Below are 25,754 nucleotides of genomic sequence, written 5' to 3'. Positions count from 1 at the left end.
ACGTTACTCCCCCGCCGCTCGGCGGGGCCGAGTTCTCCACAGGCCGGCGATCGGGACTGGACAGAGCGCGACGAGGCTGGTTTGCTGTCCGCACCCGAGAACCTCGACGACGAGGTAGGCCAGGGGATGGGCTCACGGGCTCGCTGTACCCGCAGCGAGAGGTCACGACTCGCCCGAAAGCCCAGCCCATGCCCCGACTCGCCCTTCCCTCCGACGAGCAGTTCGCGCCCCAGCCGACGTCGTCGTCCGACCTGCCCGACCCGCGGATGCTGGTCGAGAACCTCAGTCGCAGCGCCGTCGAGATCCTCGCCGGCGTCCGCGAACTCGAGCAGATCGGTCGATGGGTCGACGAGAACGTGTACCGCCACATGCTGAAGCGCGTGGTGCTCGCGAATCGAGCCCGCGCGGTGAAGGGCTCGGTGGCGACACGTCCGTCGATCACGATCGGCACGGTCCGCATCGATTCGCCGCGCGACGGCGTGGTGGAGGCGTCGGTGGTGATCCACGGTCGGCACCGGTCGAGGGCGGTCGCAATGCGGCTCGAAGGCCTCGACCGTCGCTGGCGCGCCACCGCGCTCCACGTGCTGTGAACGACAGAGGGCCCGCGCACTGCGCGGGCCCTCTGTCGGAACTACGGACGGGTCAGCTCTTGCCCTTGTCGGCGGCGCGGCGCTGGGCCCGGTTCACCGGTGCGGCGGGAGCCCCGCCACCCTGCTGACCGAACGCACCGCGCTGGCCGCCGGGACGTGCGGCGCCACCACCCTGGCGGGGCGCTCCGCCGGTCGGCTGCTCGCCGCCGTTGTAGCGGCCCGTGGTCGGCGCGAGCGTCTGCTCCTGCTCGGCCTCCTTCTGGCGGGCCTTCGCGGTCGCGGCGCGGTTGACCTGGCCGCGCTGGTTGCGCACCTCGACCTCGCCGCCGTTGTCGGCGGAGGGGGCCGAGTAGCTGAGGTTCTGCGCGGGCGCAGGCGATCCGCCGAGACCCTTCGCGGCCACGACGGGGGCCGACACGGCTCCGGTCGGGTTCTGCTGCACCTCGACCTCGAGGTTGAACAGGTAGCCGACGGTCTCCTCGCGGATCTGGCCCATCATCGTCTGGAACAGGGCGTAGCCCTCGCGCTGGTACTCGACGAGCGGGTCGCGCTGCGCCATGGCGCGCAGGCCGATGCCGTCCTTCAAGTAGTCCATCTCGTAGAGGTGATCGCGCCAGCGGCGGTCGATGACCGAGAGCACCACGCGGCGCTCGAGCTCGCGCATGGCCGGCGATCCGAGCGACTCCTCGCGCTTCTCGTAGGCGATCTTCGCGTCGGACATGATCTCGCGGCGGATGAAGTCGCGGTTGACCCGCCCCTTGGTGCCGGCCTCGGCGAGTACCTCGTCGATGGTGATCGAGATCGGGTACAGCGTCTTCAGCTCGACCCAGAGGGCGTCGAAGTCCCAGTCCTCGCTGTTGCCTTCGGCGGTGTGCGCGTCGAGCACCTCGTCGATGACGCTACCGAGGAACGCCTGCGTGCGCTCGTGGATGTCGTCGCCCTCGAGCACGCGGCGGCGGTCGGCGTAGATCGCCTCGCGCTGGCGGTTGAGGACGTCGTCGTACTTGAGCACGTTCTTGCGGATCTCGGCGTTGCGGGCCTCGACCTGCGACTGGGCGCTGCGGATGGCGCGCGAGACGACCTTCGACTCGATGGCGAGGTCGTCGGGCACTCCCCCGCGCCCCATGAGGGCCTCGGCGGCGCCGGCGTTGAACAGGCGCATCAGGTCGTCGGTGAGCGACAGGTAGAAGCGGCTCTCGCCGGGGTCGCCCTGGCGGCCGGAACGACCGCGCAGCTGGTTGTCGATGCGGCGCGACTCGTGGCGCTCGGTGCCGAGCACGTAGAGCCCGCCGACCGCGATGACCTTGTCGGCCTCGGTCTTGACCTCGGCCTTGACCCGGTCGAACACGTCGTCCCAGGCGGCCTCGTACTCGTCGGGGGTGTCGACCGGCGACAGGCCCTGCGAGTGCATCTCGGCGACGGCGAGGAACTCGGCGTTGCCGCCCAGCATCACGTCGGTTCCGCGGCCCGCCATGTTGGTGGCGACGGTGACCGAGCCGAGGCGACCGGCCTGCGCGATGATCGCGGCCTCACGCGCGTGGTTCTTCGCGTTGAGGACCTCGTGGCGCACGCCCTTCTTCGCGAGCAGGCGCGACAGGTACTCGCTCTTCTCGACGCTGGTCGTTCCGACGAGCACCGGCTGGCCGGTCTCGTGGCGCTTCACGATGTCTTCGACGACCTGGTCGAACTTCGCCTGCTCGTTCTTGTAGACGAGGTCCGGCTGGTCGATGCGCTGCATCGGACGGTTCGTCGGGATGGGCACGACGCCGAGCTTGTAGGTCGACATGAACTCGGCCGCCTCGGTCTCGGCGGTACCGGTCATGCCCGAGATCTTGTTGTACAGGCGGAAGTAGTTCTGCAGCGTGACGGTCGCGAAGGTCTGGTTCTCGGCCTTGACCTCGACGCCCTCCTTCGCCTCGATCGCCTGGTGGATGCCCTCGTTGTAGCGGCGGCCGGCGAGGATGCGGCCGGTGTGCTCGTCGACGATCAGCACCTCGCCGTTCATGACGACGTAGTCCTTGTCCTTCTTGAACAGGGCGCGCGCTTTGATCGAGTTGTTGAGGAATGAGATGAGGGGCGTGTTCGCCGACTCGTACAGGTTGTCGATGCCGAGGTGGTCTTCGACCTTCTCGATGCCGGACTCGAGCACGCCGACGGTGCGCTTCTTCTCGTCGACCTCGTAGTCGACGCCCTCCTGCAGGCGGCGGGCCATGGCGGCGAACTCGTTGAACCAGCGGTTCGCCTCGCCCGAGGCCTGGCCGGAGATGATGAGCGGGGTGCGGGCCTCGTCGATGAGGATCGAGTCGACCTCGTCGACGATCGCGAAGTGGTGGCCGCGCTGAACGAGGTCCTGCGGCTGCCACGCCATGTTGTCGCGCAGGTAGTCGAAGCCGAACTCGTTGTTCGTGCCGTAGGTGATGTCGGCGGCGTACTGCTCGCGGCGCTCGGCCGGGGTCTGACCCGAGAGGATGACGCCGGTCGTCATGCCGAGGGCACGGTAGACGCGGCCCATCAGCTCGGATTGGTAGCTCGCCAGGTAGTCGTTGACCGTGACGACGTGCACGCCGCGGCTCGTGATCGCGTTGAGGTACGCGGGAAGGGTCGCGACGAGGGTCTTGCCCTCACCGGTCTTCATCTCGGCGATGTTGCCGAGGTGCAGCGCCGCGCCGCCCATCACCTGGACGTCGAAGTGGCGCAGGCCGAGCGTGCGGCGGGATGCCTCGCGGACCGCCGCGAACGCCTCGGGCAGCAGGTCGTCGAGCGACTCGCCGTTCGCCCACCGCTCGCGCAACACGACGGTCTCGTTCTTCAGCTCGTCGTCGGTGAGGCTCGTGAAGTCCTCTTCGAGGTGGTTGACCTGCTTGGCGTAGTTTTCGAGCCGACGAAGGGTGCGCCCTTCACCGACGCGGAGCACCTTTTCGAGTACTGAAGCCAAAGGAAAATCCTCCTCAGTCGCGAGCGGCCGTCGCCGCCTCGCCCAGGCACGACGAGAACAGGTCGTGCAGCCGTTCAGCGTAGCAGCGACCGGTAAGCGCGAGGCGGACGGCACCTCCACGCTCCCCTAACCTGATGCGATGCCCCGGAAGATCCTGATCGACTGCGACCCCGGCCACGACGACGCCATCGCACTGCTCCTCGCGCACGGCGACCCCGCGATCGAGCTGGTCGGCGTGACGACCGTGGTCGGCAACCAGACCATCGAGAAGGTGACCCGCAACGCCCTCGCCGTCGCGGCGGTCGGCGGAATCACCGACGTGCCGTTCGCGCAGGGCTGCGGTCTGCCGCTCATCCGCCCCATCGAGAACGCCGAGTCGATCCATGGCGAGTCGGGGCTCGACGGCCCCGTACTGCCCGAGCCGCAGATCGAACTCGACGAGCGGCATGCGGTCGACCTCATCATCGACACCGTCATGGCGTCGGAGCCCGGCGAGATCACCCTCGTGCCGATCGGCGGCCTCACCAACATCGCGATCGCCGCCCGCAAGGAGCCGCGCATCGTCGACCGCGTGCGCGAGGTCGTGCTGATGGGCGGCGCGTACCACGAGGGCAACTGGGGCCCGGTGTCCGAGTTCAACATCGTCATCGACCCGGAGGCGGCGCACATCGTCTTCACCGCGGGATGGGACGTGACGATGGTCGGCCTCGACGTCACCCACAAGGCGCTCGCCACGCCCCCGGTGCGGGAGGCGATCCGCGCGATCGACAGCGCCCCCGCCCGTTTCGCCGACGAACTGCTCGACTTCTTCGCCGCGACCAATGAGCGCGAGCAGGGCTTCGCCGCCCCGCCGGTGCACGACCCGTGCGCGGTCGCGCTGGTCGCCGACCCGTCGATCTTCACGATCGAGCGCCGCCCGGTCTCGATCGAGCTGACCGGCACCCACACCCTCGGCATGACGGTCACCGACTTCCGGGCGCCGGCTCCCGCCGATTGCCGCACCTTCGTCGTCACCGGCATCGACGCGGACCGCTTCTGGGGCCGGGTGGTCGAGGCGCTCCGCCGTCTCTGAACCCTGCTCGCTCGTCCACGTGCCGCGGTCGAAGGCTGACCGAATCAAGGAAAAACCGGCCCTCACGGCCGCACATCCGCATGAATGTGTGACGAAGGACCGGTTTTTCCTTGATTCGGTCAGTAACCGGGGCCCGTACGACGGTGCGTCAACGGTCGTCGACTGCCCCTCGAGGTCGGTCAGCGGGCCATGGCGCGGGCGGCGGTCACCGTCTCCTGGTGCTCCGCAGCCGCCTCATCGAGGTGGATGACGCCGTAGTCCCAGCCCTTGCGGCGGTAGACGACGCTCGGCCGCGTGGTCTCCTCGTCGATGAACAGGTAGAAGTCGTGCCCGACCAGCTCCATGTAATAGAGGGCGTCGTCGACGCTCATCGGGGTCGACGAGAACACCTTGTGGCGGATCACGACGGGCGAGTAGTCGTCGCCGCGCGTCTCGACCGTCCCGTCGACCTGCTCGGCCTCGGGCACGAGCGCGATCGACCCGGTCTCGGGGTCGACGCGGCGCAGCACCTCGCTGTCGGCGGGCTGGATGTCGCCCACGCGGAAGTCGCGGTGGTCGACGGCGCGCACGGTGCCGAGTCGCGCGGACCCCTTGTGCACCTTCCGTCGATCCTTCGCTCGCCGCAACCGTTCGAGGAGTTTGTCGAACGCGATATCGAATGCCGCGTACTTGTCACCGCCGCCGGCCTCGGCGCGGACGATCGGCCCCGGGCCGATCAGGGTCAGCTCGACCCGGTCATCTCCAGACGTGCCGTTGGTCGCGTGGTGGCGGCAGAGGCGGACCTCGAACGAGAGCGTGCGCTCGGCGAGCTGCTCGACCTTCTCCGCCTTCTCCTCCACGTAACCGCGGAACCGGTCGGTGATCCCCGCACCACGTCCGGTGATGGTGATGTCCATGCTGACCTCCCCTGTCTCGGCGCTCGCCCTCGAACTGAGAGGTCCGATTCGAGGTGAACGTCGATCGGGCCTGCACTGGGCGATCGGTAACGCCTTTGACGGGCAAACATAACCCCGGGCGGCTGAGAAGTCATGGGGCTCTCGTCATATTCCGTGGTTCCGCCGATGACTCTCAGGGGAGCGGACTCCGAGAGTCCGCGGAACGCAGCGGGGTGGCGGCGATCGTGACCGCGAAGGGCACGTCGGCGCCGGCGGCGGTGAGCGCGCGCAGCGCCTCGCGGAGGGTCGCCCCCGTGGTCACCACGTCGTCGACCACGATGCACACCCGTCCGTCGACATCGCCTCGCACGGCGAACGCGCCGGCCACGTTGCTCGCCCGGTCGGCCGCGCCGAGCTCTCCCTGATCGCGGACGCGGCGGGCTACCCGCAGGCGGCGCGCGGCTCGCAGCCCGGCGCGGTGCACGATCGACTCGACCGGGGCGTACCCGCGGCGTCGAAGGCTTCGGGCGCTGCTCGGCACCGGCACCAGCAACGCGCCGGGTGGTGCCGGATGCAGCGTCGCGGCCTCCGCGAGGACGCCGCGCAGGGCCCGAGACAGCGCCGGAAGAGCGTCGGTGCGCCCGCCGTCCTTGTACGCGCCGAGCACGCGGGCGACGGCGCCGTCGTAAGGCGCGGCGCTGACCACGGGCACCCCGCCCACGACGGTCTGCACGGTGCGGCCGAAGCGCCTCGCGCAGTCGGTGCACACCGCGCGGTCGGCGGCGCCGCATCCGCTGCACGCGACGGGCAGCAGGAGCGCGGCGAACTCCGCGACGGCGTCGGAGAGCGAAGCGGGCAGCGGCATCCCCCGATGCTCACCTTCCCGAGCATGCTCTCCGCGGCATGTCCGGGCGAATGGGGAACCGGACTCCGCACGCAGCGCTGGGGAGGAGCTCAGCGTTGGTTGGCGACGTAGAGCACGTCGCGGGCGGTGACCTGCCAGCCGGCACCCCGGAGCGCCTGCAGCTCACCGGTCTCGGTCATGACCCGCAGCCCGCTCTCGCCGTTCGCGCCGACGATCGCGACCGAGCGGTCGGGCCTGCTGAGGCTCTCGGTGCGGCCTCCGACGGTCTGCAGGATGACGCGCGAGTCTCCCGAATCGCTGCGCGCGAGGCTCGCCACCGTGGTCCCGTCGACCCAGGTCGCCTGCACCGGCTGTCCGTCGAGGGGGACGAGGTCGAACCACGACTCCGAAAGTCCGATGGGACGCGCGTCGGCGTCGCGGACGACGCCGTAGACGCGCAGCACCGGAGCGCTGCCGGCGTCGCCGTAGACCAGCAGTCGGGTGCCGTCGCGGGAGACGCCGATGGAGACCACCGCGGTGAGATCGTTCCACCCGTTCGCCACGGCGGCACCCGCGCCGTCGAGGTCGAACGCCTGCAGCGCGCGCGGATCGGCGGATGGAACCGTCCAGACGTACCCGCGGCTGTCGAGCACGGGGGCGACGAGCCCTCCGCGCTGGTCGAGCAGCGTCGATCCGCCCGCCATCGCCACCGAGACGCCGCCGGTGCCGAGCACCGCGGCGCGGCCGGCGTCGGCGTCGAGCGACACGGCCGTCGGCTGCAGCGCGACGACTTCGGCGCTCAGGTCGTCGATCGGCACGATCTCGCCGCCGACGACCCAGCCGAACGACCCGTCGACGCCCACCGCGGCGCGCGGGTCGATCTGGTCCTGCACGACGGGGCCGCCCCCCGCGAAGTCGGTCACGTCGAGCACGACGCCGGCGGCCCGCATCTGCACGGCGACGACCGACCCTCCGACGAGGCTGCGGGTCAGCTGGAGCTTCATCAGGCGTTGCGTGGTCTGGTCGGCGCGGGCGACCTGCGCGTCGAGGTCGACGATCACTTCGCCACCCGACTGGGTGCGCACGGAATCGGTGGCGAGCGCGGTTCCCGACGGGAACGCGGAGGCGAGCACGGGCGAGACGAGCGCGGGTGTCGGCCCTGCGAGCAGCGCTTGCACGATGCGCGTCGGGGTGTCGGCGCCGTTCAGGAACCAGCGAACATCCGGCACCAGGTAGTCGAAGCCGGCGTCGTAGAAGTAGAGGGTGCGCTGGGCATACAGGCGCTCGAAGGTCTGCTGCAGCAGCACGACCCCGTCGGGGGCCTCGGCGATGCGCCACTGGCCGTCGACCTGGACCAGTCGGAACGGGAGGGTCGACTCGATTCCGTCGCCGTACTCGACGTAGCCGCCGTTGCGCCCGACCTGCCCAACCACCGAGACCACGAGCTTGAAGCTGCCGTTGCCCTCGTCGCGCACGAGGTTCGGGCTCTCGTGCAGCACGGCGCCCGCGTCGGGATTCCAGCTCTCGACGAGGTCGCCGGTGAGGAACTCGCGCGCCGTCTCATAGCGGTCCTGCGGTCGCACCGCCGCGGCGATGAAGCCGCGCAGGATCTCGTCGGCGGTGGCGCCGTCGGTGGGGCCGGCGGGTCGGAAGGCGAACGGCTGCTCGTCGCTGCTCACCACGCCGGTGCCGGCGTGCACGGACCCGCCGAGCGGGATGCTCGCGCACGCCGCCAGCGCCAGCGCGGACAGGGCGGCGACCGCGGCGAGCGCCGTGCGGGTCAGTCGTCGGGAGATGCTCATGTCGCCTCCGAAGGGCCGAGCGGCAGGGGCGATTCGCCGAGCGCGGCGCCGACCCGGCGCGGCAGGGTGAGTCGGAAGCACGAGCCGGCACCTTCCTCGGACCAGACGTCGAGTCGGCCTCCGTGCAGAGCGGCGTCTTCGAGCGAGATGGCGAGGCCGAGGCCGGTGCCTCCCGTCGTGCGCTGGCGGGACGGGTCGGCGCGCCAGAACCGGTCGAAGACGCGCGCCGCGTCGGCGCGGGTCATGCCGATGCCGTGGTCGCGGACGCTGAGCGCGACCGCCGTGCCGTTGCTGTCGACCGTCACCTCGATGGGACGGCCCTCGCCGTGCTCGATGGCGTTCGAGAGCAGGTTGCGCACGATGCGGCGGATGCGGCGGGCGTCCATCTCGGACTCGAAGTGTCCGCCGGGGGCGACGAGCGTGAGCGTGGAGCCCTTGCGTTCGGCGAGCGACTCGACCCCCGCGATCGCGTCTTCGGCGAGACGCACCAGGTTGACGGGCTCGCGGTCGATGTCGACCGCCTGCGCGTCGTATCGGCTGATCTCGAGCAGGTCGGCGAGCAGCAGTTCGAACCGTTCGACCTGCGTGTGCAGCAGCTCGGCGGTGCGCGCCGTCGTCGGGTCGAACTGCTCGCGGCGGTCGTAGAGCACGTCGCCCGCGAGACGGATGGTGGTGAGCGGGGTGCGCAGTTCGTGCGAGACGTCGGAGACGAACCGCTGCTGCACCTGCGAGAGCCCGGCGAGCTGGGTGATCTGGCGTTGCAGGCTGTCGGCCATGCCGTTGAACGACTGGGCGAGGGTGGCGAGCACGTCGTCGCCGCGGACGGGGATGCGCTCCTCCAGCTGGCCGGCGGCGAGCTTCCGGCTCGTCTCGGCGGCCACCCTGATGGGCGAGATGACGAACTGCACGACCGCCCAGGACACGGCGGCGATGAGCAGCACGAGCAGGATGCCGCCGATGAGCAGGGTGCCCTGCACGAAGCCGAGCGACTCCTGCACGTCGGAGAGGTCGAAGAGCAGATACATCTCGTAGACCCCGGCTCCCGGAACCTCGACCTCGGAGCCGACGACGATGCCGGGCTCGTCGCCGCTGTCGGGGATCGTCACCGACTGCCAGTGCTGCGGGTCCTCGCCGCTCGACACCTGCTGCCGCAACGCTTGCGTGACCACTTCGTCGACCCGGCCGCGGCTGGCCTCGGGCAGCGCGATGGTCGCCTCGGTATCGGGTCCGCGGACGAACCAGATGCCGGTCGACGAGGTGGCGATGGTGCTGACGTCGTCGAGCACCGCCTGCTGCAGCACGCTGATCGAGGCGTCGTCCGACGCGGTGCTCGAGCTGAAGGTGTCCTGCGCGGTCGTCGTCGCCCGCGCCGCCTCCTCTTCGACCTGCAGCACGCGCGCGTCGAACAGGCCGTCGCCGATGGTGTGCGCCATGTAGGTGCCGGTGGCGAGGATCGCGAGGGTCGACAGTCCGACGGTGATGCCGATGATGCGCAGCTCGAGCGAACGACGGAAGACGCCGGCGACGGAACGGCCGACCTCGCCGGCCGAGCGGCCGAAGCCCGCCAGTCGGATGCCGAGCGGAAGCCCTGTGCGTCCGGCGGCCCCGCCGTCGTGCGCCGCGGTCACGGTTCGCTCAGACTGCGGTGCCGGCGCGGTAGCCGACGCCCCGCACGGTCATCACGATTCGCGGATTCTCGGGGTCCTGTTCGACCTTCGCGCGGAGCCGCTGCACGTGCACGTTCACCAGTCGGGTGTCGGCCTTGTAGTGGTAGCCCCACACCTGCTCGAGCAGCATCTCGCGGGTGAACACCTGTTGCGGGGTGCTCGCGAGGGTGAGGAGCAGGTCGAACTCGAGCGGGGTGAGGGCGATGCGCTCGTCGCCGCGGCGCACCTCGTGTCCCGTCGCATCGACGGTGAGGTCGCCGATCTGCAGCAGCCCGTTCTGCGCGGAGGTCGGGCGCAGGCGGGCGCGGATGCGGGCGATGAGGACCTTCGGGTCGAAGGGCTTGACGATGTAGTCGTCGGCTCCGGTCTCGAGGCCCTTGACCACGTCGGCGGAGTCGCCCTTCGCCGTCAGCATGATGATGGGAACACCCGACTCGGCCCGGATGCGCTCGCACACCTCGATGCCGTCCATGCCGGGCAGCATCAGGTCGAGCAGGACGAGATCGGGGCGAGCGGCGCGGAATGCCTCGACCGCGCGGGCGCCGTCGGCGCAGAACACGGGCTCGAGCCCGTCGCCGCGCAGCACGATGCCGATCATCTCGGCCAGCGCCTGGTCGTCGTCGACGACGAGGATGCTCGGGCCCTCGGTGGCATCGCTCATGGTGTCCGCAACTCTAACCGATACCCCTGGTCGGGCAGGAAATCACCGGCACCCCGAGAGTGGGGGCCAGATGATCCGGGTGCGGCGAGGGCCGCTATGACACGATGGAGCGGTGAGCGACGAGCGAAGCGGTTGGCACGCCCCCGGTTCCGGCCCTGCCCCCGAGCCTCCGCGCTACGGCGCGTATGCCCCGGACGGCACGCCTCAGGCGGCGCCACAGCTTCCGCCGCAGGGATCGTGGACCCCTCCGCCGAAGCCCGGACTCGTCCCGCTCCGTCCGCTCGGTTTCGGCACCCTCCTCGGCGCTCCGTTCCGACTCCTGCGCAGCTCGCGCGCCATCCTCGGCCTCGCGATCGGTCTGCAGCTGGTGCTGCTCCTCCTGGGCGGCGGCATCGCGGCGTTCGCGCTCTTCGCGGGCATCGGGCGGGTCACCGACTTCGAGGACCCCGACCAGCAGCCCCTCATCGCCGGCGGTGTCGCGGGCATCATCCTCTCCGCGGTCGTCGTGCTCCTGCTGAACCTCATCATCGCCGCCCTGCTGCAGGGCTTCGTCGTGGTCGCCGCGGCCCGCGCCGTGCTCGGCGAGAAGATGACCCTGCGCCAGCTGTGGGCGACCGTCAAGGGTCGCCTCCTGCCGCTCATCGGCTGGACCGCGCTCGTCTTCCTCGCCACCGCGATCGCGTTCGCCATCGTCATCGGCATCGCGGTCAGCGGGGCCGCGGTCAGCCCCGAGGGCCTCATCGTCTCGATCCCGATCGCGATCGTCCTCGGTCTCGGTCTGATCGTGCTCTCGATCTGGGTGTCGGTGAAGCTGTCGCTGCTGCCCAGCATCCTGGTGCTCGAGCGCGGCAGGCTGTGGGCCTCGCTGGCGCGGTCGTGGCGTCTGACGAACGGCCACTTCTGGCGCACCCTCGGCGTTCAACTTCTGATCTCGGTGATCGTCTCGGTGGCCGCGCAGGTGATCGCGACCCCGGTGTCCCTGATCCCGCTGCTCGGCATCGTCATCGATCCGAACGGCACCGGGACGGCCACCATCGTGCTCACGATCGTGAGCCTCGTGCTCAGCTCGGTCCTCTCCGTCGTGATCGCCGCGGTGACCAGCGTCGTGCTCTCGGGAGCGATCTCGCTCATCTACCTCGACCTGCGCATGCGCAAGGAGGGTCTCGACCTGGTGCTGCAGCGCCACGTCGAGGAGGACACCCTCGACGATCCCTTCGCTCCCGGAGTCGTGTGATCGGGTTCGCGCGTTTCGTTCCGGTGCAGCCGGACGGCGATGAGGGTCGCCGTCTGCTCTCGGACGAGCTCGCGAAACCGGTCTACCAGGAGGCGAAGCCGACCCTGTTCGACCTGATCTCGCAGGCGATCGGCGACTGGCTCGCCTCCCTGTTCGCCGGTGCGGGCGGCGCGCCCGGCGCGGTGGGGCTCGTGATCCTGGTGGGCATCGTCGTCGCCCTCGTGGTCGTCGCATTCCTCGTCTTCGGTCGCCCTCGGTTGGAGCGTCGTGGGGCTGGCCCGTCGGCGCTGTTCGGCGAGCACGACACCCGCGACGCTGCGGAGTTGACCCGGTCGGCGGAGGCCGCGGCCCGTGCGGGCGACTACACCACCGCGATCGCCGAGATGTTCCGCGCCCTCGCCCGCCAGCTGCAGGAGCGCACCCTGGTCGATGTGACGCCGGGCACGACCGCGGGCGGATTCGCCCGGTCGGCCTCGATCGTGTTCCCCGATTCCGCTGCGCGGCTGCGGGCCGCGTCGGCCGCGTTCGACGACGTCCGCTACCTCGGTCGCAGCGGCGACGCCGACGGGTTCGAGCGGATGGCCTCGCTCCGGCGCGACCTCGCCACCGCACGCCCGTCGACGGTGGCGGTCGCATGAGCGCATCGGACTCCGCGGTCGCCGACCGCGCCGCCGCGCCGCCGCGCGCGGCCGAGACCCTCACTCCGACCTTCCGGCAACGGCTGCGGTCGTGGCGGTTCTGGATCGTCGTCGTGCTGGTCGTCGTCGCCGGCGGCGGGATCTCCACCGCCTTGAACAGCGCGACGCTCGACGCCACCCCATTCGGTGCCGGCAATCCGGGACCCACCGGCGCGAAGGCCCTCGTCGAGGTGCTGCGCCAGCAGGGCGTCGACGTGATGACCGCCGACACCATCGGCGAAGCGCAGGCCGCCGTCGCCGATCCCGCCGCCGCCACCGTGCTGGTCTACGACGCCGACGGCCTCCTCGACGCCGAGCGCATCGAGACGCTCGGCGCTCTCGCCACCCACCTCGTGCTGGTCGCCCCGCCGACGCCGCTGCTCGACTCCCTCGCCCCCGGTATCGCCCTGGGGGGAAGCGTCGAGGTGGACGACGCGCTCGAGCCCGGGTGCGATGCGCCGGCCGCGGTGCGGGCCGGACCGATCGTGGCCACCGACCAGTCGGTGCAGCCGGTCGGCGACTCGGCCGCCGTGTTCTGCTACGCCGACGGCGAGGGACTCGCGCAGTACGCGCGGGTCGACGTCGACGGACGTGCGGTCGATGTCCTGGCGGGCACCTCGTCGTTCGACAACGAGAGCATCGCGACCGCCGGCAACGCCGCGCTCGCCCTCGGCCTGCTCGGCGACCGGCCGACCCTCGTCTGGTACCAGCCGACGTTCGCCGACCTCCCCGTCGGGGCGCCTCCGACCACCGCCGAACTCACTCCCGAGTGGGTGACCCCGGTGCTGTTGACTCTCATCGCCGTCTTCGTCGCCGCCGCGCTGTGGCGCGGCCGCCGCCTCGGCCCCCTCGTGGTGGAGGACCTTCCCGTGGTCGTCCGTGCCGGGGAGACGATCGAGGGCCGGGCGCGGCTGTACCGCCGGTCGTCCGCGCGCCTGCACGCGCTCGATTCGCTGCGCATCGGCTCGATCGGCCGCCTCGCCGCCGCCCTCCGCCTGCCGACCACCGCGTCGACCGACGCCGTGGTGCGGGCCACCGCAGCCGCGCTGCAGCAGCCCACCAGCCAGATCGCGGCGCTCCTCGTCGACCAGGTGCCTGGGAACGACGCCGAACTCGTACGCCTCAGTGGCGAGCTGCTCCGACTCGAACGCGCCGTGCACGACGCGGTGCGCATCGACCCCGACCCGTCCTCCCCCACCGCACGAGATCACTGACGCGGGCGGTGCCGACCCGTGCCACCCGACCCGTGCCGACCAGAATGGATCCCATGACCGACGACCTCCGCACCCGGCTCCGCGACGTCCGCACCGAGGTGGGCAAGGCGGTGGTCGGCCAAGACGGCGCCGTCACCGGGATGATCGTCGCGCTGCTCGCGCGCGGCCACGTCCTGCTCGAGGGTGTACCCGGCGTCGCGAAGACACTGCTGGTGCGCTCGCTGTCGGCGGCGCTGCAACTCGACACCAAGCGGGTGCAGTTCACGCCCGACCTCATGCCGGGCGACGTGACCGGATCGATGATCTACGAGGGCTCGCGCGGCGAGTTCGTCTTCCGCGAGGGCCCCGTCTTCACGAACATCCTCCTCGCCGACGAGATCAACCGCACGCCCCCGAAGACGCAGTCGGCGCTGCTCGAGGCCATGGAGGAGCGCCAGGTGTCGGTCGACGGAGCGAGCCGCCGGCTGCCAGCCCCGTTCCTCGTCGCCGCGACCCAGAACCCCGTGGAGTACGAGGGCACCTACACGCTGCCCGAGGCGCAGCTCGACCGCTTCCTGCTGAAGCTCGTCCTCGACCTCCCCGCGCGGGACACCGAGTTCGAGGTGCTGCGCCGCCACGCCGCGGGCTTCGACCCGCGCGACCTCGGCGGCGCGGGGATCCGCCCCGTCCTCTCCCCCGGCGACCTCGAGGCGGCGCAACGCGCGGTCGTCGCGGTCACCGCGTCCGAGGACGTGCTCGGATACGCGGTCGACCTGGCCCGTGCGACGCGCGAGGCCCCGTCCGTGGGCCTCGGCGTCTCGCCCCGCGGCGCGGTCGCCCTGTTGTCGGCGTCGAAGGCCTGGGCGTGGCTGCAGGGCTTCGATTCCGTCACCCCCGACCACGTGCAGGAGATGGCGCTGCCGGTGCTGCGCCACCGCATCCAGCTGCGCCCCGAGGCCGAACTCGAGGGCGTGTCGGCCGATGCGATCCTGCGGTCGGTCATCGCGCAGGTGCAGGTGCCGATCTGATCGTCTCCGCTTCGCCGGACCACCGGCCCGCACCCGCCGGAGGCGCCCGATGAGCGTCACCGGTCGCTTCGTGCTGCTCGTGCTCGTCGGAGTGGTGCCCGTCTTCATCGCCGGTCTCCTCGCCGACGCCGGCGGATGGACGCTGCTGGCCTGGCTCGTGTTCTGCGTCGTACTCGGCTCGGTCGACCTCGCCGCCGCGGCGTCACCGCGCGCCGTCTCGCTCTCCCGGTCCCTCCCGTCCCGAGTCCGCCTCGGCGACACCGTCGCGGCGACCCTCGAGCTCACGAACCTCGGCCCGCGGCGACTGCGCGGCATCGTGCGCGACGCGTGGCAGCCGTCCGCCGGCGCCTCCCCCACGCGTGTGCCCGTCTCGGTGCCGTCCGGCGAACGGCGCCGCATCGAGGTGCGGCTGACGCCCTTCCGTCGCGGAGTGCGCAGTGTCGATCAGGTGACGGTGCGCTCGGTCGGACCGCTCGGTCTGTGGGCGCGACAGGCGACGCTCGCCTCCCCCGGCAGCATCCGGGTGCTGCCTCCGTTCCATTCCCGCAAGCACCTGCCCTCGCGACTGGCTCGCCTGCGCGAGCTGGATGGCCGCACGAGCGTGATGGTGCGCGGTCAGGGAACGGAGTTCGACTCGCTGCGCGAGTACGTGCGCGGCGACGACGTCCGCTCCATCGACTGGCGGGCGACGGCCCGACGCGGCAGCACGCACGGCGCCGGATCCGAGGTGATGGTGCGCACCTGGCGTCCCGAACGGGATCGTCGGGTCGTTCTGGTGCTCGACTCGGGGCGCACCGCCGCCGCGCGCGTCGACGACGAGCCGCGCTTCGACACGGCGATCGAGAGCGCGCTGCTGCTCTCGGCTCTCGCCACCCGCGCGGGCGACCGGGTCGACGTCCTCGCCTACGACCGGCGCCTGCGCGCCCGCGTGCAGGGGGCGACCGGCGCCGAGCTGCTCTCGCGCACCGTCGATGCGCTCGCCGGCGTCGAGCCGGAACTGATCGAGACCGACTGGGCGGCGATCCCCGCCCAGGTCCGGTCGGTGTCATCGCAGCGGTCCCTCGTCGTGCTCGTCACCACGGTCGAGTCGGTCGGGTCGTCGCGGGCCCTGCTCAGCGTGCTGCCCCAGCTGACCAAGCGGCACGTCGTCATCGTGGCGTCGGTGACGGATCCGGACATCCGCGCGCAGGTGGGCTCACGGTCGGGGCGCAGCGAGGTCTACCGCGCCGCGGCCGCCGAGCGCTCACTCCTCGACACCGACCGTGTCGCCGCGGCCATCCGCCTGCAGGGCGCCGAGGTGGTCACGGCCGCCCCGGCCGACCTCCCGGTCGCCCTCACCGACCGCTACCTAGCCCTGAAAGCCGCCGGCCGCCTCTAACCCCGTCCCCACCCCCGCGAGCTGGGCCCATCGCGCGCTTCAGCGCGAGGGAGGTGTGTTGCTGCGAGCGCGGGTGTTTATACAGGCGCGCTCGGAGCAACACACCGCGCTCGCAGGGGTAAACGGGTGGGGTCAGCCGGAGGTGATGCGGCGGGCGCCCGCCTCGAACTCGTCGAGGTCGCCCGTCTGGCCCGCCCGGTAGGCGCGGCGGCCGAAGTAGAGCGTGTAGAACCAGTACGCGGCGAGGGCGCCGCCGCCGATCGTCATCTTGATCCACCACGGCCACGGCGCCGGAGTGACGAAGCCCTCGATGATGCCCGAGACGAACAGCACGAGCACCAGCCCGATCGCGACCGTGAAGAGTGCGCGACCATCCTCGGCGAGCGCCTGCGCGCGCGTCCGCGGGCCCGGCGCGATGAGGGCCCAGAAGATGCGCAAGCCCGCCGCCGCGGCGACGAAGACCGCGGTGAGCTCGAGCATGCCGTGCGGGAGGATGTACTCGAAGAACACGTCGCCCCGGTCGTACGAGAACATCACGCCGGCCGCGATACCGACGCTCTGCGCGTTGCTGAAGATCACGTACGGCACCCAGATGCCGGTGATGCCGAAGGCGACGCATTGGGCGGCGATGTAGGCGTTGTTCGTCCACACCTGTCCGGCGAAGGACGCCGCCGGGTTCGAGCTGTAGTAGTCGGTGAACTCGGAGTCGACGTAGCGCCGCAGGTCGGCGTCGTCGCCGTAGCTCGCGAGCACCCGCGGGTCGCCTGCGATCCAGGTGGCGTAGATCGCCCCGATCGCGACGGTCACGAGCATCACGACGACCGTGAGCCACCGCACGCGGTAGAAGGCGGCCGGCAGCTGCGCGCCGAAGAAGGCGGGCAACGCGCCGAGCAGGTTGTCGGTCGCGCCGGTGAAGCGCAGGCGAGCACGCGACAGGGTGACCGACAGGCGGTCGCCGATGGCGGTGGATCCTGCGCTCGTCTTGATCGCCGACAGCTGCGTGGCACCCGCGCGGTAGCCCTCGATCAGCTCGTCGGCCTGCCGCCCGTCGAGGCGGCGCTGCTTCGCCAGCGCGTCGAGCCGCGCCCACTCGCCCCGATGGGCGTCGGTGTAGGCGTCGAGGTCCACGCCTACGATGATAGGCATGGCCGACCGATCCGCCACGGCGCTGCCGGATGACGACGATCTGATCGTCGGCGAAGCCGTCGTGCTCGACGTCCGCCCGGCGAGCGTCCTGATGCGCGCCGCGAGCCTCATCATCGATTTCCTGGCGTCGCTGCTGGTCGTGCTCCTGCTCTTCCTCGGCGTGGGCTTCCTCTCCGACTGGGAGCTGCTCGACTCCGCGGTCTTCGCCGCCGTCTCGATCGCTGTCCTGGTGCTGGTCACGATCGTGCTGCCGATGATCGTCGAGTTCGCAACCCGCGGCCGCTCCCTCGGCAAACTGGCCCTCGGCCTGCGGGTGGTGCGGGACGACGGCGGTGCGATCACCCTGCGTCACTCCTTCATCCGTGCGCTGTCGGGACTCCTCGAGATCTGGCTGACCGCGGGAGGTCTCGCCGCCGTCGTCGGCCTCCTGAACCCGAGGGCGAAGCGGATCGGCGACATCCTGGCGGGCACATACGCGCAGGTCGAACGGGTCCCCCAGGCCACGTCGGCGGTCTGGTCGGTGCCGGTGGAACTCGTCGAATGGTCGCGCAGCGCCGACGTCGCGACACTGCCCGACGCGCTCGCCCGCCGCATCTCGTCGTTCCTCGGCAACGCGAACCGGATGACTCCGACGTCGAGAGCCCGACTGGCCGAGTCGCTCGCGGCGGCCGCCGCACCATTCGTCTCGCCGCTGCCCAGCACCACGCCCGAACTCTTCCTCGCCGGCGTCTCGGCAATGCGCCGCGAGCGCGAGCGGGAGGCGCTGAGACTCGAGGCCGAACGGCTCGCGCGGTTGCAGCCCGTGCTCACGGCACTGCCCCACGACTTCCCCGACCGCTGACCCGGATCATCGCTGCAAAGCCTCGAGCCACTCCCAGTTAGTTACCCTTGCTAATGAGCTAGGCTAACGATCGATGAGCACTGCGCACCCCGGACCCGAGTCGGCGAGTTCCGACGAGAACGAGCTGAGGGTGCTCCTGCAGAAGGTCTCGCGCCGGATCCGCGCCGAGCGCGGCGGCCACGTGACGGACAGTCAATTGGGCGCGCTGTGGCGCCTCTCCTCCGCCGACGGGGCGAGCCCCGGTGAGTTGGCGGCCGCCGAGAAGGTCAGCCCGCCGTCGATGAACCGCACCGTGAACTCGCTCGAGGAGGCGGGCTACGTGCGCCGCGAGCCCTCCCCCGACGACGCGCGGCGCGTGCTCGTGCGCCTCACGCCCGAGGGCAGGGACCTGCTCGCCGAGACGGCGCGACTGCGCGCGGAGTGGTTCAGCGCGCAGCTGTCGAGGCTGCCCGCGCACGAGCGGGCGCAGTTGCTGGCCGTCACGGAGATCCTCCGGAAGCTCGCCGACTCGTGAGCGCGGTCTTCCGCTCGCTGCGCGCCGTCAACTACCGCATCTGGTTCGCGGGGGCGCTCGTCTCGAACGTCGGGACGTGGATGCAGCGCACCGCCCAGGACTGGCTGGTGCTCACCGAGCTGACCGACCACGACGCGGTCGCCGTCGGCATCACGATGGCATTGCAGTTCGGCCCGCTCCTCGTCCTCGGACCGTTCGCCGGCGTCCTCGTCGACCGCCTCCCCGGCCGGCGGCTCCTGATCGGCACCCAGCTGGCTCAGGCGGTGCTCGCGGTCGGGCTCGGCGCCATCGTGCTGTCAGGGGCTGCGGAGCTGTGGATGGTCTACGGCTTCGCCCTGCTGCTCGGTGTCGTGACCGCCATCGACAACCCGACGCGGCAGACGTTCGTCAGCGAGCTGGTGCCGAGCACCGACCTGCCCAACGCGGTCGCGCTGAACTCGGCGTCCTTCAACGGGGCTCGCCTCGTCGGCCCCGCGGTCGCGGGCCTCGCGATCGCCGCGATCGGCACCGGCTGGGTGTTCCTCGTCAACGCCGTCACCTACGCCTCGGTGCTCGCCGCTCTCGTGCTGCTGCGACGCGATCAGCTGCATGCCGTCACCAAGGCTGCGCGCGGCCGCGGGCAGATGCGCGAAGGACTGCGCTACGTGCGCAGCCGCCCGGACATCGTGACGGTGCTCGTCATCGTCACCCTCGTCGGCACGTTCGGCTTCAACTTCCCGATCTACACGAGCACGATGGCGCGCATCGAGTTCGGGGCCGATTCGAGCGCGTTCGGACTGCTCTCGTCGATCCTCGCGATCGGATCGGTGACGGGCGCGCTCTTCACTGCCAGCCGAGAACGTCCACGAGTCCGATCCGTCGTCCTCGCCGCGGTCGGCTTCGGTCTCGCGACGGCCGCCGCGGCCATCATGCCCGGCTACTGGAGCTTCGCCGCGACGCTGGTGCTCGTCGGCGTCTCGTCGATGATCCTGATGACGAGCGCGAACGGCTACGTGCAGTCGACGACGCCGGGCCGTGTGCGAGGACGGGTCATGTCGATCTACATGGCGCTCTTCGCCGGCACCACCTTCATCGGAGCACCCGCGGTCGGGTTCGTCGCGGACGCGTTCGGCCCCCGGGCGGCGCTCGCCGTCGCCGCACTCTCCGGACTGCTGGGAGGCGCTGTCGGTGTCGTCTGGCTCATGTCGCGGCGGGCGGCCCGAGCCGACGAGCGGTCGACGTTGCGGGCGACGGTCGAGACCCGCGGCGACCTGGCGACCGACCTCGAGCTCGACGAGATCACGGCGCGCGAGGCGTCCTGACCGCCACGACCACCGACCAACGACTCGCGGACGGCGCTAGATCAGCGGGTCGACGGCCGCGTGGCGGAGGATCGTCCAGCCTTGCGGCGGCGAGAGGCGCTCGGCGTGCACGGCGCAGAGGTCGTAGCTGTGCGGTTCGGCCTTCTCGCTGAGGGGACCGAGGACGGCCATCGAGTCGGCGTAGACGTACGTCAGGGTCGCGACAGCCTCCTCCTGGCAGTTCACTCGGGAACACGGACGTCTGCTCATCGCGGGATTCAGGATAGCCCTGCTTTCCCCTGCGAGTACCATGGCCGCATGGCTCGCTCCCGTTCCGCCGCCGGGCGTCCGCGGGCACCGCGTGCTCGCGGACTCGATCGGCACGGCCGCGGGCTTCGCTCTTCGGTCGCAGGGCCGCATCTTCCGATGCTCCGCGGACGCATCGACGTCTTCGACGACGCGGTCGCCGACACCGCCGAATACCTGCGCAGTCTCTGGCCCGAGCTCGACGTCGTCAGCTTCGAGGTCGCGGGGCTGCCCTCCGAGCTGTCGGGCCGACGCCTCGACCGCTGGCGGGTGATCGCGCCGCAGAACCGCATCATCCTCTACCGGCTGCCCATCGAGCGGATGTCGAAGCTGCACGTGAAGGACGAGCTGCACCTGCGCATGGTCGTCGAGGGCTGCGTGCTGCGCGCGGCCGGTGAATACCTCGGGCGCGACCCGTGGGATCTCGCTCCCGAACGCTTCCGCGACCATTGAATCCGAGCGGATTTGCGCCGACTCGCGTCGTGCGGCTCCGCGCCGCTCAGCGGTAGACGGTGATCGTCGACGCGAGCGGGTTCACCGGCCGGAGCACGGTGGCCGAGAGCTGACCGTCCGCCGCGTAGCTCACGGCGCCGGTGAGGCCGGTGGCACCGTCCAGCCGGTAGACGCGGGCTCCGGTGAGGTCGACGCTCGCCGTCGACCCGGCGGAGACGGAGAGCTCGCGGCGCTCGCCCTGCTCGTCGGTGAGGACGACGTCGGCGGCAGCGCCCGCCGCGGCGGTGAGGGTGAGGCGGGGCGCCGGGGCGTCGGCGGTCGCGAACGAGACGGTGCCGTCGAGCGTCGGAGCCGACACGAACCAGGCGAAGTCGATGCGCTGCCCGGCCACCACGTCGACGTCGCCGGCGTCGCCGACGATCTCGAAGCTGACGTCCGCGTCGAGGACGGGCGCGTTGGGGTCGGGGGCGGCGACCGTCGCCGCGCGCACCGCCGCGACAACGGGCACCGAGGACTGCACGGTGACCGTGTAGGTGCCGTCGCCCAGGCCGACGACGGGGATGTCGACGACCGATCCGGCGGTGGCGGTCGCGTCGACCGTCACCCCGGCCACACCCGGAGTGTCGGAGGAGGCGCCGATGCTGATCTCGGCGTCCTCGTCTCCGGGCACATACACGCGCACGGCGGTAGCGACGTCCGTCGAACCCCCGAGCTGGGAGCGTTCGGCGGCCGCCTGAGCGGTCGTGATGCGGACGCCGGGAACGACCTGCGTCTCCGACGGCGCACCCGTCGCACCGGTGAGCTCGACCCCGCCGGGCTCGAGTCCGCGCACGATGCTCTGCTGCAGGGTGGGAACGATCAGCCCGCCCCGGCTCTCGACCTGCACCGCGAGTGCTGCGGCTCCGGGCGCGAAGCCGGCGAGGGAGAGAACCCGCTGGCTGGCCGGGGGGACGACGAGATCGGTGAGGCCGGGAGCGTCGACGCGCCCCTCGGTGCCGAACAGGGCGACGTCGACGATCGACTCGACGCCGCTCGGGTTCTCGAGCAGGAGGAGCGTCGTGCGTCCCGTGTCCGTCGCTCCGGCGACCAGCCACGACACCGCCGCGCTCTCGTCGCAGGAGGCGACGGCGAGTCCGCTCTGATCGGCTTCCGCCGCGAGCTGCGCCTGCACGGCGGCGAGCGGTGCCGCATCGGCCGCCAAGGGCGGCGCGGTGATGACGCTGGACGACGATCCCCCGTCGGCAACGACGACGTCGATGTCGTCGAGTGCGGCACTGGTCGCGCCGCTCGAGGCGATGACGCTCGGCGCCCCGAAGGAGGTGACGGTGGTGGCTCCCTGCCCGTTCGCATCGCCGAGGCGCAGCAAGGGCCCTGCGCAGACCCGCTGCTGATCGATGGGCTGCGGGGTGACGGCGAGCCCCGACACGTCCGCCGGTGCCGCATCGCTCGGGGCCGGCATCAGTACGGCCGCGCCGACGATGGCCCCGGCCGCTGCGATGGACGCGAGACCGGCGAGCACGCGGCCGCCGATGTGGAGCGCCTTATGCGCCATGGTCGCCTCCTCGCCGGATCGTGGCGTACTCGTCGTCGCCGCGCGGTTCGCGGTCCACGTCGTCGAACGAGCGGGCATCCGAGTCATCGGGCTCCGCACGGCGGGAGACACGGGCGGTCTCCTCGTCGGGTTTCGTCTCCGCGGGCGTTCCGGACGGACTCGGGGACGCCGGCTCGCCATCCGGTGCCGGAGCCCTCAAAACGTCGGTCGCGTCGGCATCGGTGACGTCCGACTTCTGCGTCGCGGCGGCGACCGCCGCGCGACGGGCCCGCCCGGAGCCGCGGCGGACCTCGCGTTCGGGGCGCACCCGCTCGGCGAGCGCACCCGTCGGCAGGGCGAGCAGCAGGGTCGACCCGAGCACGAGCAGCTGCGAGACGATGACGATCAGGCCGACGGCGTGCTGCGCGGGAGTCAGTACCGGCTGGACCGCCGGAGGCAGACCGGCGTCGAGGCCGACGTAGCGCCACAGCGTGCCGAGCGCTGTCGTCGTCACCGGCGTGAAGGCGCTGTTCGCGTCGAGGGCGGCGGCGACCCGGTCGCGGACCGCCGAGTCCTCCCCCGTCGCGGGGCCGAGCAGCACGAAGCCGATGCGGAGCGCGTCGAGGTCGACCGCGGAGTCGTACCCGCTGCGCGAGGCGAGGTTGCCGGCGAGGACGGCGACCTGTTCGTCGGCGGCCGAGAGGGCACCGGTACGCGAAGTGGCGTACAGGGTGCTCTGCTCGTCGAGGAGCCCGCCCGCTCCCCGCTCGAGGCGGGCCGCGATGCCGTCCTTTGCCGGGTCGATCACGAGCGTGCCGATGGACGGATCGTTCGCCGCCTCCGCCGAGACCAGGGCGGGCACAGTCGATCCGGCGCCGCCCACGGCCCCGCCCGCCTGGACGGAGAGGAGGAGCAGCGGAAGCGCGGCGATCACCACCCCGAGCGCCGCGACCCCGCCGACGACGCCGCGCACGATCGACGCCGCGCGGGCGGAACCCTGATCGAGCGCGATCACGGCCGCACCCACGACACCGAAGCCGTACAGGCTGAGTCCCGACCCCGGCCACACCGTGACGGCGTCGCCGCCGGAGGTGGCGAGTACGAGGTGCCCCGCGACCGACGCGGACAGGAATCCGGTCGCCGCGACGCCGAGTGCGCCGACGGCACGCAGCGGCCGGGCGAGGAATGGTGCCGCGAGGGCGGTGAGCAGGAGCGGCAGGGCGAGGACGGCGGGCAGCAGCAGGGTGGGCGCCTCGATACCGAACGCGCCGATCAGCGGGTCGAGACCCGAGCGGAGCGCGTCGGGTTGCAAGGCGAGGAGGGACACCGCATCGGCGATGCGCTCGAGCAGCGTCGAGCCGGCGGCAGGGGTCGGCACGGGGACGCCCGGGTCGGCGAAGACCGCGAGCGGGGTGCCGCGGAGGAACTGCTGCAGGGCGAGCGGCGCGAAGAGCACCACGGCGGGCAGCGGCAACGGGACGAGGCGGTGCCAGCCGCGTCCGCGCCGTCCTGCGGCGGCGAATCCGATGACGGCGACGAGCCACAGCGCCAGCAGGGCGGGAAGCAGCGACGGAGCCGACGCGGCGATGGCGGCGGCGAGCAACCCCGACGTGGCGGCCGCCGCCCATGAGCGGCGTGCGCTGCTCAGGGCGAAGGCGAGCCACGGCAGCAGCAGGTGGGCGATGACCGCGCCGAGTCGACCGTCGGCGAGGGCGACCAGCAGGGTGGGCGCCAGCGTCCACGCGGCCGCGGCGAGCAGCCGCAGACCGGGGCGCGGGGTGAGCCGCGCCGCCGCGAACCACGCACCGAGGGCGGCGAGCGGAAGGGCCGCGAAGTAGAGGGCGAGGATCGACGCCGACGGAGCCCATGCGGTGAGCGAGCCGAGAACGGCGATCACCCAGGCGAAGGGATCGGCGGCGCCGACGAATCCGGCGCCCGCGCCCCGCCAGCCGTAGCCCACCGCGCCCCACAGGTCGCCGACCGAGCCGAGCGGCAGCAGCCCGGGGGCGGCGACGGTCGGGAATCCGAAGAGGGGGATGCTCACGATGACGCCGAGGATCGCGGCGCCGACGACGGTCCATACGCCGCCGCCGGAGAAGAAGTCGAGCGCGTAGCGGTCGGCGCGTCGCGCACTCGTGGCCTCGTCGCGGGTGAGAGCACGACGTCGTCGCACCTCCTGCCACGGCAGGCGGAGCGCCGCGATCGACTTCCACCCGGCGACGTTGCCGCGGGCGATGCGACGGCGGGCGGCGACGATGCTTCCGGCGTGCGCGAACGCCACCGAGAATGCTGCGGCGAACTCACCGAGCACGCGCCCTGGCCGCTTGCCGAGGAGCTGGCCGATCGCACGGACGAGCGCGAGGGGAACCAGGCTCAGCCAGTGCAGCGGCACCGCCCACGCCGGTGCGTAGGCCATGCGCCGGTGCAGACCGGCGGCACGGGCGAGGCGCGCCTTCTTGGCGCGCGAGGTGCGGGCGCCGAGATGCGCCGTGCCGGGAGCGTGGCGCCCGGCCGACAGCACGCGGGCTCCCGGGACCAGCACGACGCGGTGCCCGGCCAGGCGCGCGCGGACGCAGAAGTCGAGGGCGTCGTCGACCGCGGGCAGGCCGGGGTCGAAGCCTTCCAACTCCTGCCAGAGCCGAGTGCGCACGAGGAGACCGCCGGCGGCGGCGCCGAGCACGTCGCTCTCGCGGTCGTACTGGGCCTGGTCGAGCTCCGGTTCGGCGAGTTCGACCGCGGTGCCCGACGGCGTCATCGTCTCGCCGAACGAGTAGAGGTAGGTGGGATCGGCGGCCTGCATCTGCTTCGGCGCCGCGATGGCCACCGACGGAGAGATCTCGACTTCGGCGAGCAACGCGGCGAGAGCATCCGGAGACGGGGCGTTGTCGGCCGAGAGCAGCCACAGCCACTCGTCTCCGGACTGCGCGGGTGGAAGCACGCGGGTGGCGGCCTCGACGGCGTCGCCGAACGACAGGGAGTCCGGAGCGACCATCCGCTCGACGCCCGCCACGTTCTGCAGCGCCGCCGAACGGGGGTCGCTGCCCAGTTCGACCAAGACGATGCGGTCGGGCCGGCGGGTCTGCGCCGCCAGGGCGGCGAGGGTCTGATCGAGGTACTCGCCCGCCCGACGGGCGACGAGGACCACCGTTACCTGCGCTCGCACCTCATCACGGTACGTGCGGCCGCGGCCGTGCCCGGCCTGACACCCCGTGGAGGGTCAATGTGAAGACGGCATGAAAAAACCGGCTGCCTCGATCGAGGCAGCCGGTTCATCCGTCTCGTCAGCCATCCGGCTGAGCACTGAGCGGTAGGCGTTCGCTGGTCAGACCGCCTGCTTGCGGAGCTTGCGACGCTCGCGCTCGCTGAGTCCGCCCCAGATGCCGAAGCGCTCGTCGTTCTGCAGCGCGTACTCGAGGCACTGGGCCTTGACCTCGCAGCTCGCGCAGATCTTCTTCGCCTCGCGGGTCGAGCCGCCCTTCTCGGGGAAGAACGCCTCGGGGTCGGTCTGAGCGCAGAGGGAGTCGGCCTGCCACGCGAGCGCGTCGTCTTCGTCGTCGACGCGCTTGCGGACACCGGGGACTCCCAGTCGAACCGGGTCTACGAACCAGTCTTCAGGTACCCCTGACCTGAACTCGGAAATAGTCATCGAAAGTCTCCCCATCCGCACTGGGGGCTGGGTGCCCCGTGTGCGCTGGAAGTAATTACACCGGTGTGATTCCGGTTCGTC

22 protein-coding genes are annotated in these 25,754 nt (G+C 71.6%); 11 read left to right on the top strand and 11 right to left on the bottom strand.

Features of this window, described 5'->3' with window-relative positions; genetic code table 11:
- The first annotated feature begins 188 nt into the window (after nucleotides 1–188).
- A complete protein-coding gene (locus tag NGH83_RS02385; RefSeq protein WP_251857473.1) occupies nucleotides 189–590 on the top strand; it encodes an Rv3235 family protein in 402 nt (133 codons plus the stop codon).
- Between the two features lie 52 nt (nucleotides 591–642).
- On the opposite strand, the gene secA is transcribed toward NGH83_RS02385, so the two are convergent.
- Complete coding sequence (secA, locus tag NGH83_RS02380; RefSeq protein ID WP_251857472.1) at nucleotides 643–3,525, bottom strand: preprotein translocase subunit SecA; 2,883 nt, start codon at nucleotides 3,523–3,525, stop codon at nucleotides 643–645.
- 139 nt (nucleotides 3,526–3,664) lie between these two features.
- Between secA and NGH83_RS02375 the strand changes: the two genes are divergently transcribed.
- Nucleotides 3,665–4,597, top strand: coding sequence for a nucleoside hydrolase (locus NGH83_RS02375; protein ID WP_251857471.1), 933 nt, complete (start codon nucleotides 3,665–3,667; stop codon nucleotides 4,595–4,597).
- 179 nt (nucleotides 4,598–4,776) lie between these two features.
- Here the strand turns inward: NGH83_RS02375 and hpf are convergent, their stop codons facing one another.
- The 5 genes from hpf to mtrA all read right to left on the bottom strand — a co-directional run bounded on the left by hpf (nucleotide 4,777) and on the right by mtrA (nucleotide 10,446).
- Complete coding sequence (hpf, locus tag NGH83_RS02370) at nucleotides 4,777–5,493, bottom strand: ribosome hibernation-promoting factor, HPF/YfiA family (protein ID WP_251857470.1); 717 nt, start codon at nucleotides 5,491–5,493, stop codon at nucleotides 4,777–4,779.
- 172 nt (nucleotides 5,494–5,665) lie between these two features.
- Entirely contained in the window at nucleotides 5,666–6,337 is a 672-nt protein-coding gene (locus NGH83_RS02365) for a ComF family protein (RefSeq protein ID WP_251857469.1), read from the bottom strand.
- Between the two features lie 89 nt (nucleotides 6,338–6,426).
- Nucleotides 6,427–8,118 carry a GerMN domain-containing protein gene (locus NGH83_RS02360; RefSeq protein WP_251857468.1) on the bottom strand — a complete coding sequence of 564 codons (1,692 nt, stop codon included), beginning with the start codon at nucleotides 8,116–8,118 and terminating at the stop codon, nucleotides 6,427–6,429.
- Entirely contained in the window at nucleotides 8,115–9,746 is a 1,632-nt protein-coding gene (gene mtrB / locus NGH83_RS02355) for an MtrAB system histidine kinase MtrB (protein WP_251857467.1), read from the bottom strand. Before mtrB ends, NGH83_RS02360 begins: the two co-directional genes overlap by 4 nt.
- A gap of 7 nt (nucleotides 9,747–9,753) precedes the next feature.
- Nucleotides 9,754–10,446, bottom strand: a complete 693-nt coding sequence (gene mtrA, locus NGH83_RS02350) for an MtrAB system response regulator MtrA (RefSeq protein ID WP_251857466.1) — start codon at nucleotides 10,444–10,446, stop codon at nucleotides 9,754–9,756.
- A gap of 112 nt (nucleotides 10,447–10,558) precedes the next feature.
- Here mtrA and NGH83_RS02345 point away from each other — a divergent pair, with 112 nt between their 5' ends.
- The 5 genes from NGH83_RS02345 to NGH83_RS02325 are packed head-to-tail and all read left to right on the top strand — an operon-like array spanning nucleotide 10,559 to nucleotide 15,956.
- On the top strand, nucleotides 10,559–11,680 hold the full coding sequence (locus NGH83_RS02345) for a glycerophosphoryl diester phosphodiesterase membrane domain-containing protein (protein WP_251857465.1): 1,122 nt from the start codon (nucleotides 10,559–10,561) through the stop codon (nucleotides 11,678–11,680).
- A complete protein-coding gene (locus NGH83_RS02340) occupies nucleotides 11,677–12,318 on the top strand; it encodes a DUF4129 domain-containing protein (RefSeq protein WP_251857464.1) in 642 nt (213 codons plus the stop codon). The genes NGH83_RS02345 and NGH83_RS02340 overlap by 4 nt, the downstream gene beginning before the upstream one ends.
- Complete coding sequence (locus NGH83_RS02335; protein ID WP_251857463.1) at nucleotides 12,315–13,571, top strand: DUF4350 domain-containing protein; 1,257 nt, start codon at nucleotides 12,315–12,317, stop codon at nucleotides 13,569–13,571. Before NGH83_RS02340 ends, NGH83_RS02335 begins: the two co-directional genes overlap by 4 nt.
- A 53-nt stretch (nucleotides 13,572–13,624) precedes the next feature.
- Nucleotides 13,625–14,578, top strand: a complete 954-nt coding sequence (locus tag NGH83_RS02330; RefSeq protein ID WP_251857462.1) for a MoxR family ATPase — start codon at nucleotides 13,625–13,627, stop codon at nucleotides 14,576–14,578.
- A gap of 49 nt (nucleotides 14,579–14,627) precedes the next feature.
- Complete coding sequence (locus NGH83_RS02325) at nucleotides 14,628–15,956, top strand: DUF58 domain-containing protein (RefSeq protein ID WP_251857461.1); 1,329 nt, start codon at nucleotides 14,628–14,630, stop codon at nucleotides 15,954–15,956.
- Between the two features lie 132 nt (nucleotides 15,957–16,088).
- Here the strand turns inward: NGH83_RS02325 and NGH83_RS02320 are convergent, their stop codons facing one another.
- A complete protein-coding gene (locus NGH83_RS02320; protein ID WP_251858429.1) occupies nucleotides 16,089–17,084 on the bottom strand; it encodes a stage II sporulation protein M in 996 nt (331 codons plus the stop codon).
- Between the two features lie 16 nt (nucleotides 17,085–17,100).
- Between NGH83_RS02320 and NGH83_RS02315 the strand changes: the two genes are divergently transcribed.
- From NGH83_RS02315 to NGH83_RS02305, 3 genes are all read left to right on the top strand, one after another.
- A complete protein-coding gene (locus tag NGH83_RS02315; protein WP_251857460.1) occupies nucleotides 17,101–17,943 on the top strand; it encodes an RDD family protein in 843 nt (280 codons plus the stop codon).
- A gap of 73 nt (nucleotides 17,944–18,016) precedes the next feature.
- A complete protein-coding gene (locus NGH83_RS02310; protein ID WP_251857459.1) occupies nucleotides 18,017–18,457 on the top strand; it encodes a MarR family winged helix-turn-helix transcriptional regulator in 441 nt (146 codons plus the stop codon).
- Entirely contained in the window at nucleotides 18,454–19,758 is a 1,305-nt protein-coding gene (locus tag NGH83_RS02305; RefSeq protein ID WP_251857458.1) for an MFS transporter, read from the top strand. The genes NGH83_RS02310 and NGH83_RS02305 overlap by 4 nt, the downstream gene beginning before the upstream one ends.
- Before the next feature lie 36 nt (nucleotides 19,759–19,794).
- On the opposite strand, the gene NGH83_RS02300 is transcribed toward NGH83_RS02305, so the two are convergent.
- Nucleotides 19,795–20,007: a DUF3499 family protein gene (locus tag NGH83_RS02300; RefSeq protein ID WP_251857457.1), complete on the bottom strand. Its 213-nt coding sequence runs from the start codon at nucleotides 20,005–20,007 to the stop codon at nucleotides 19,795–19,797.
- Between the two features lie 48 nt (nucleotides 20,008–20,055).
- On the opposite strand from NGH83_RS02300, the gene NGH83_RS02295 reads away from it, so the two are divergent.
- Nucleotides 20,056–20,496 (top strand): metallopeptidase family protein, encoded by a 441-nt coding sequence (locus tag NGH83_RS02295; RefSeq protein WP_251857456.1) that lies wholly within the window; start codon nucleotides 20,056–20,058, stop codon nucleotides 20,494–20,496.
- 46 nt (nucleotides 20,497–20,542) lie between these two features.
- On the opposite strand, the gene NGH83_RS02290 is transcribed toward NGH83_RS02295, so the two are convergent.
- From NGH83_RS02290 to NGH83_RS02280, 3 genes are all read right to left on the bottom strand, one after another.
- On the bottom strand, nucleotides 20,543–22,048 hold the full coding sequence (locus NGH83_RS02290) for a DUF5719 family protein (RefSeq protein WP_251857455.1): 1,506 nt from the start codon (nucleotides 22,046–22,048) through the stop codon (nucleotides 20,543–20,545).
- A complete protein-coding gene (locus tag NGH83_RS02285) occupies nucleotides 22,038–25,190 on the bottom strand; it encodes a glycosyltransferase (RefSeq protein WP_251857454.1) in 3,153 nt (1,050 codons plus the stop codon). The genes NGH83_RS02290 and NGH83_RS02285 overlap by 11 nt, the downstream gene beginning before the upstream one ends.
- 159 nt (nucleotides 25,191–25,349) lie before the next feature.
- Nucleotides 25,350–25,673: a WhiB family transcriptional regulator gene (locus tag NGH83_RS02280; RefSeq protein ID WP_251857453.1), complete on the bottom strand. Its 324-nt coding sequence runs from the start codon at nucleotides 25,671–25,673 to the stop codon at nucleotides 25,350–25,352.
- Nucleotides 25,674–25,754: the final 81 nt, after the last annotated feature.

Source organism: Herbiconiux sp. L3-i23 (assembly GCF_023734115.1).
GTDB lineage: Bacteria > Actinomycetota > Actinomycetes > Actinomycetales > Microbacteriaceae > Naasia.
The sequence above is the reverse complement of the archived record's forward strand: the minus strand, read 5'-3'. Positions and strand labels throughout refer to the sequence as shown.

Coding starts and splice junctions, on each gene's coding strand:
- NGH83_RS02290 (WP_251857455.1), bottom strand. CDS start 22,048: ATGGCGCATAAGGCGCTCCACATCGGCGGCCGCGTGCTCGCCGGTCTC.
- NGH83_RS02300 (WP_251857457.1), bottom strand. CDS start 20,007: ATGAGCAGACGTCCGTGTTCCCGAGTGAACTGCCAGGAGGAGGCTGTC.
- NGH83_RS02365 (WP_251857469.1), bottom strand. CDS start 6,337: ATGCCGCTGCCCGCTTCGCTCTCCGACGCCGTCGCGGAGTTCGCCGCG.
- mtrA (WP_251857466.1), bottom strand. CDS start 10,446: ATGAGCGATGCCACCGAGGGCCCGAGCATCCTCGTCGTCGACGACGAC.
- NGH83_RS02310 (WP_251857459.1), top strand. CDS start 18,017: ATGAGCACTGCGCACCCCGGACCCGAGTCGGCGAGTTCCGACGAGAAC.
- NGH83_RS02280 (WP_251857453.1), bottom strand. CDS start 25,673: ATGACTATTTCCGAGTTCAGGTCAGGGGTACCTGAAGACTGGTTCGTA.
- NGH83_RS02295 (WP_251857456.1), top strand. CDS start 20,056: ATGGCTCGCTCCCGTTCCGCCGCCGGGCGTCCGCGGGCACCGCGTGCT.
- NGH83_RS02330 (WP_251857462.1), top strand. CDS start 13,625: ATGACCGACGACCTCCGCACCCGGCTCCGCGACGTCCGCACCGAGGTG.
- NGH83_RS02375 (WP_251857471.1), top strand. CDS start 3,665: ATGCCCCGGAAGATCCTGATCGACTGCGACCCCGGCCACGACGACGCC.
- hpf (WP_251857470.1), bottom strand. CDS start 5,493: ATGGACATCACCATCACCGGACGTGGTGCGGGGATCACCGACCGGTTC.
- NGH83_RS02335 (WP_251857463.1), top strand. CDS start 12,315: ATGAGCGCATCGGACTCCGCGGTCGCCGACCGCGCCGCCGCGCCGCCG.
- NGH83_RS02360 (WP_251857468.1), bottom strand. CDS start 8,118: ATGAGCATCTCCCGACGACTGACCCGCACGGCGCTCGCCGCGGTCGCC.
- NGH83_RS02315 (WP_251857460.1), top strand. CDS start 17,101: ATGGCCGACCGATCCGCCACGGCGCTGCCGGATGACGACGATCTGATC.
- NGH83_RS02325 (WP_251857461.1), top strand. CDS start 14,628: ATGAGCGTCACCGGTCGCTTCGTGCTGCTCGTGCTCGTCGGAGTGGTG.
- NGH83_RS02385 (WP_251857473.1), top strand. CDS start 189: ATGCCCCGACTCGCCCTTCCCTCCGACGAGCAGTTCGCGCCCCAGCCG.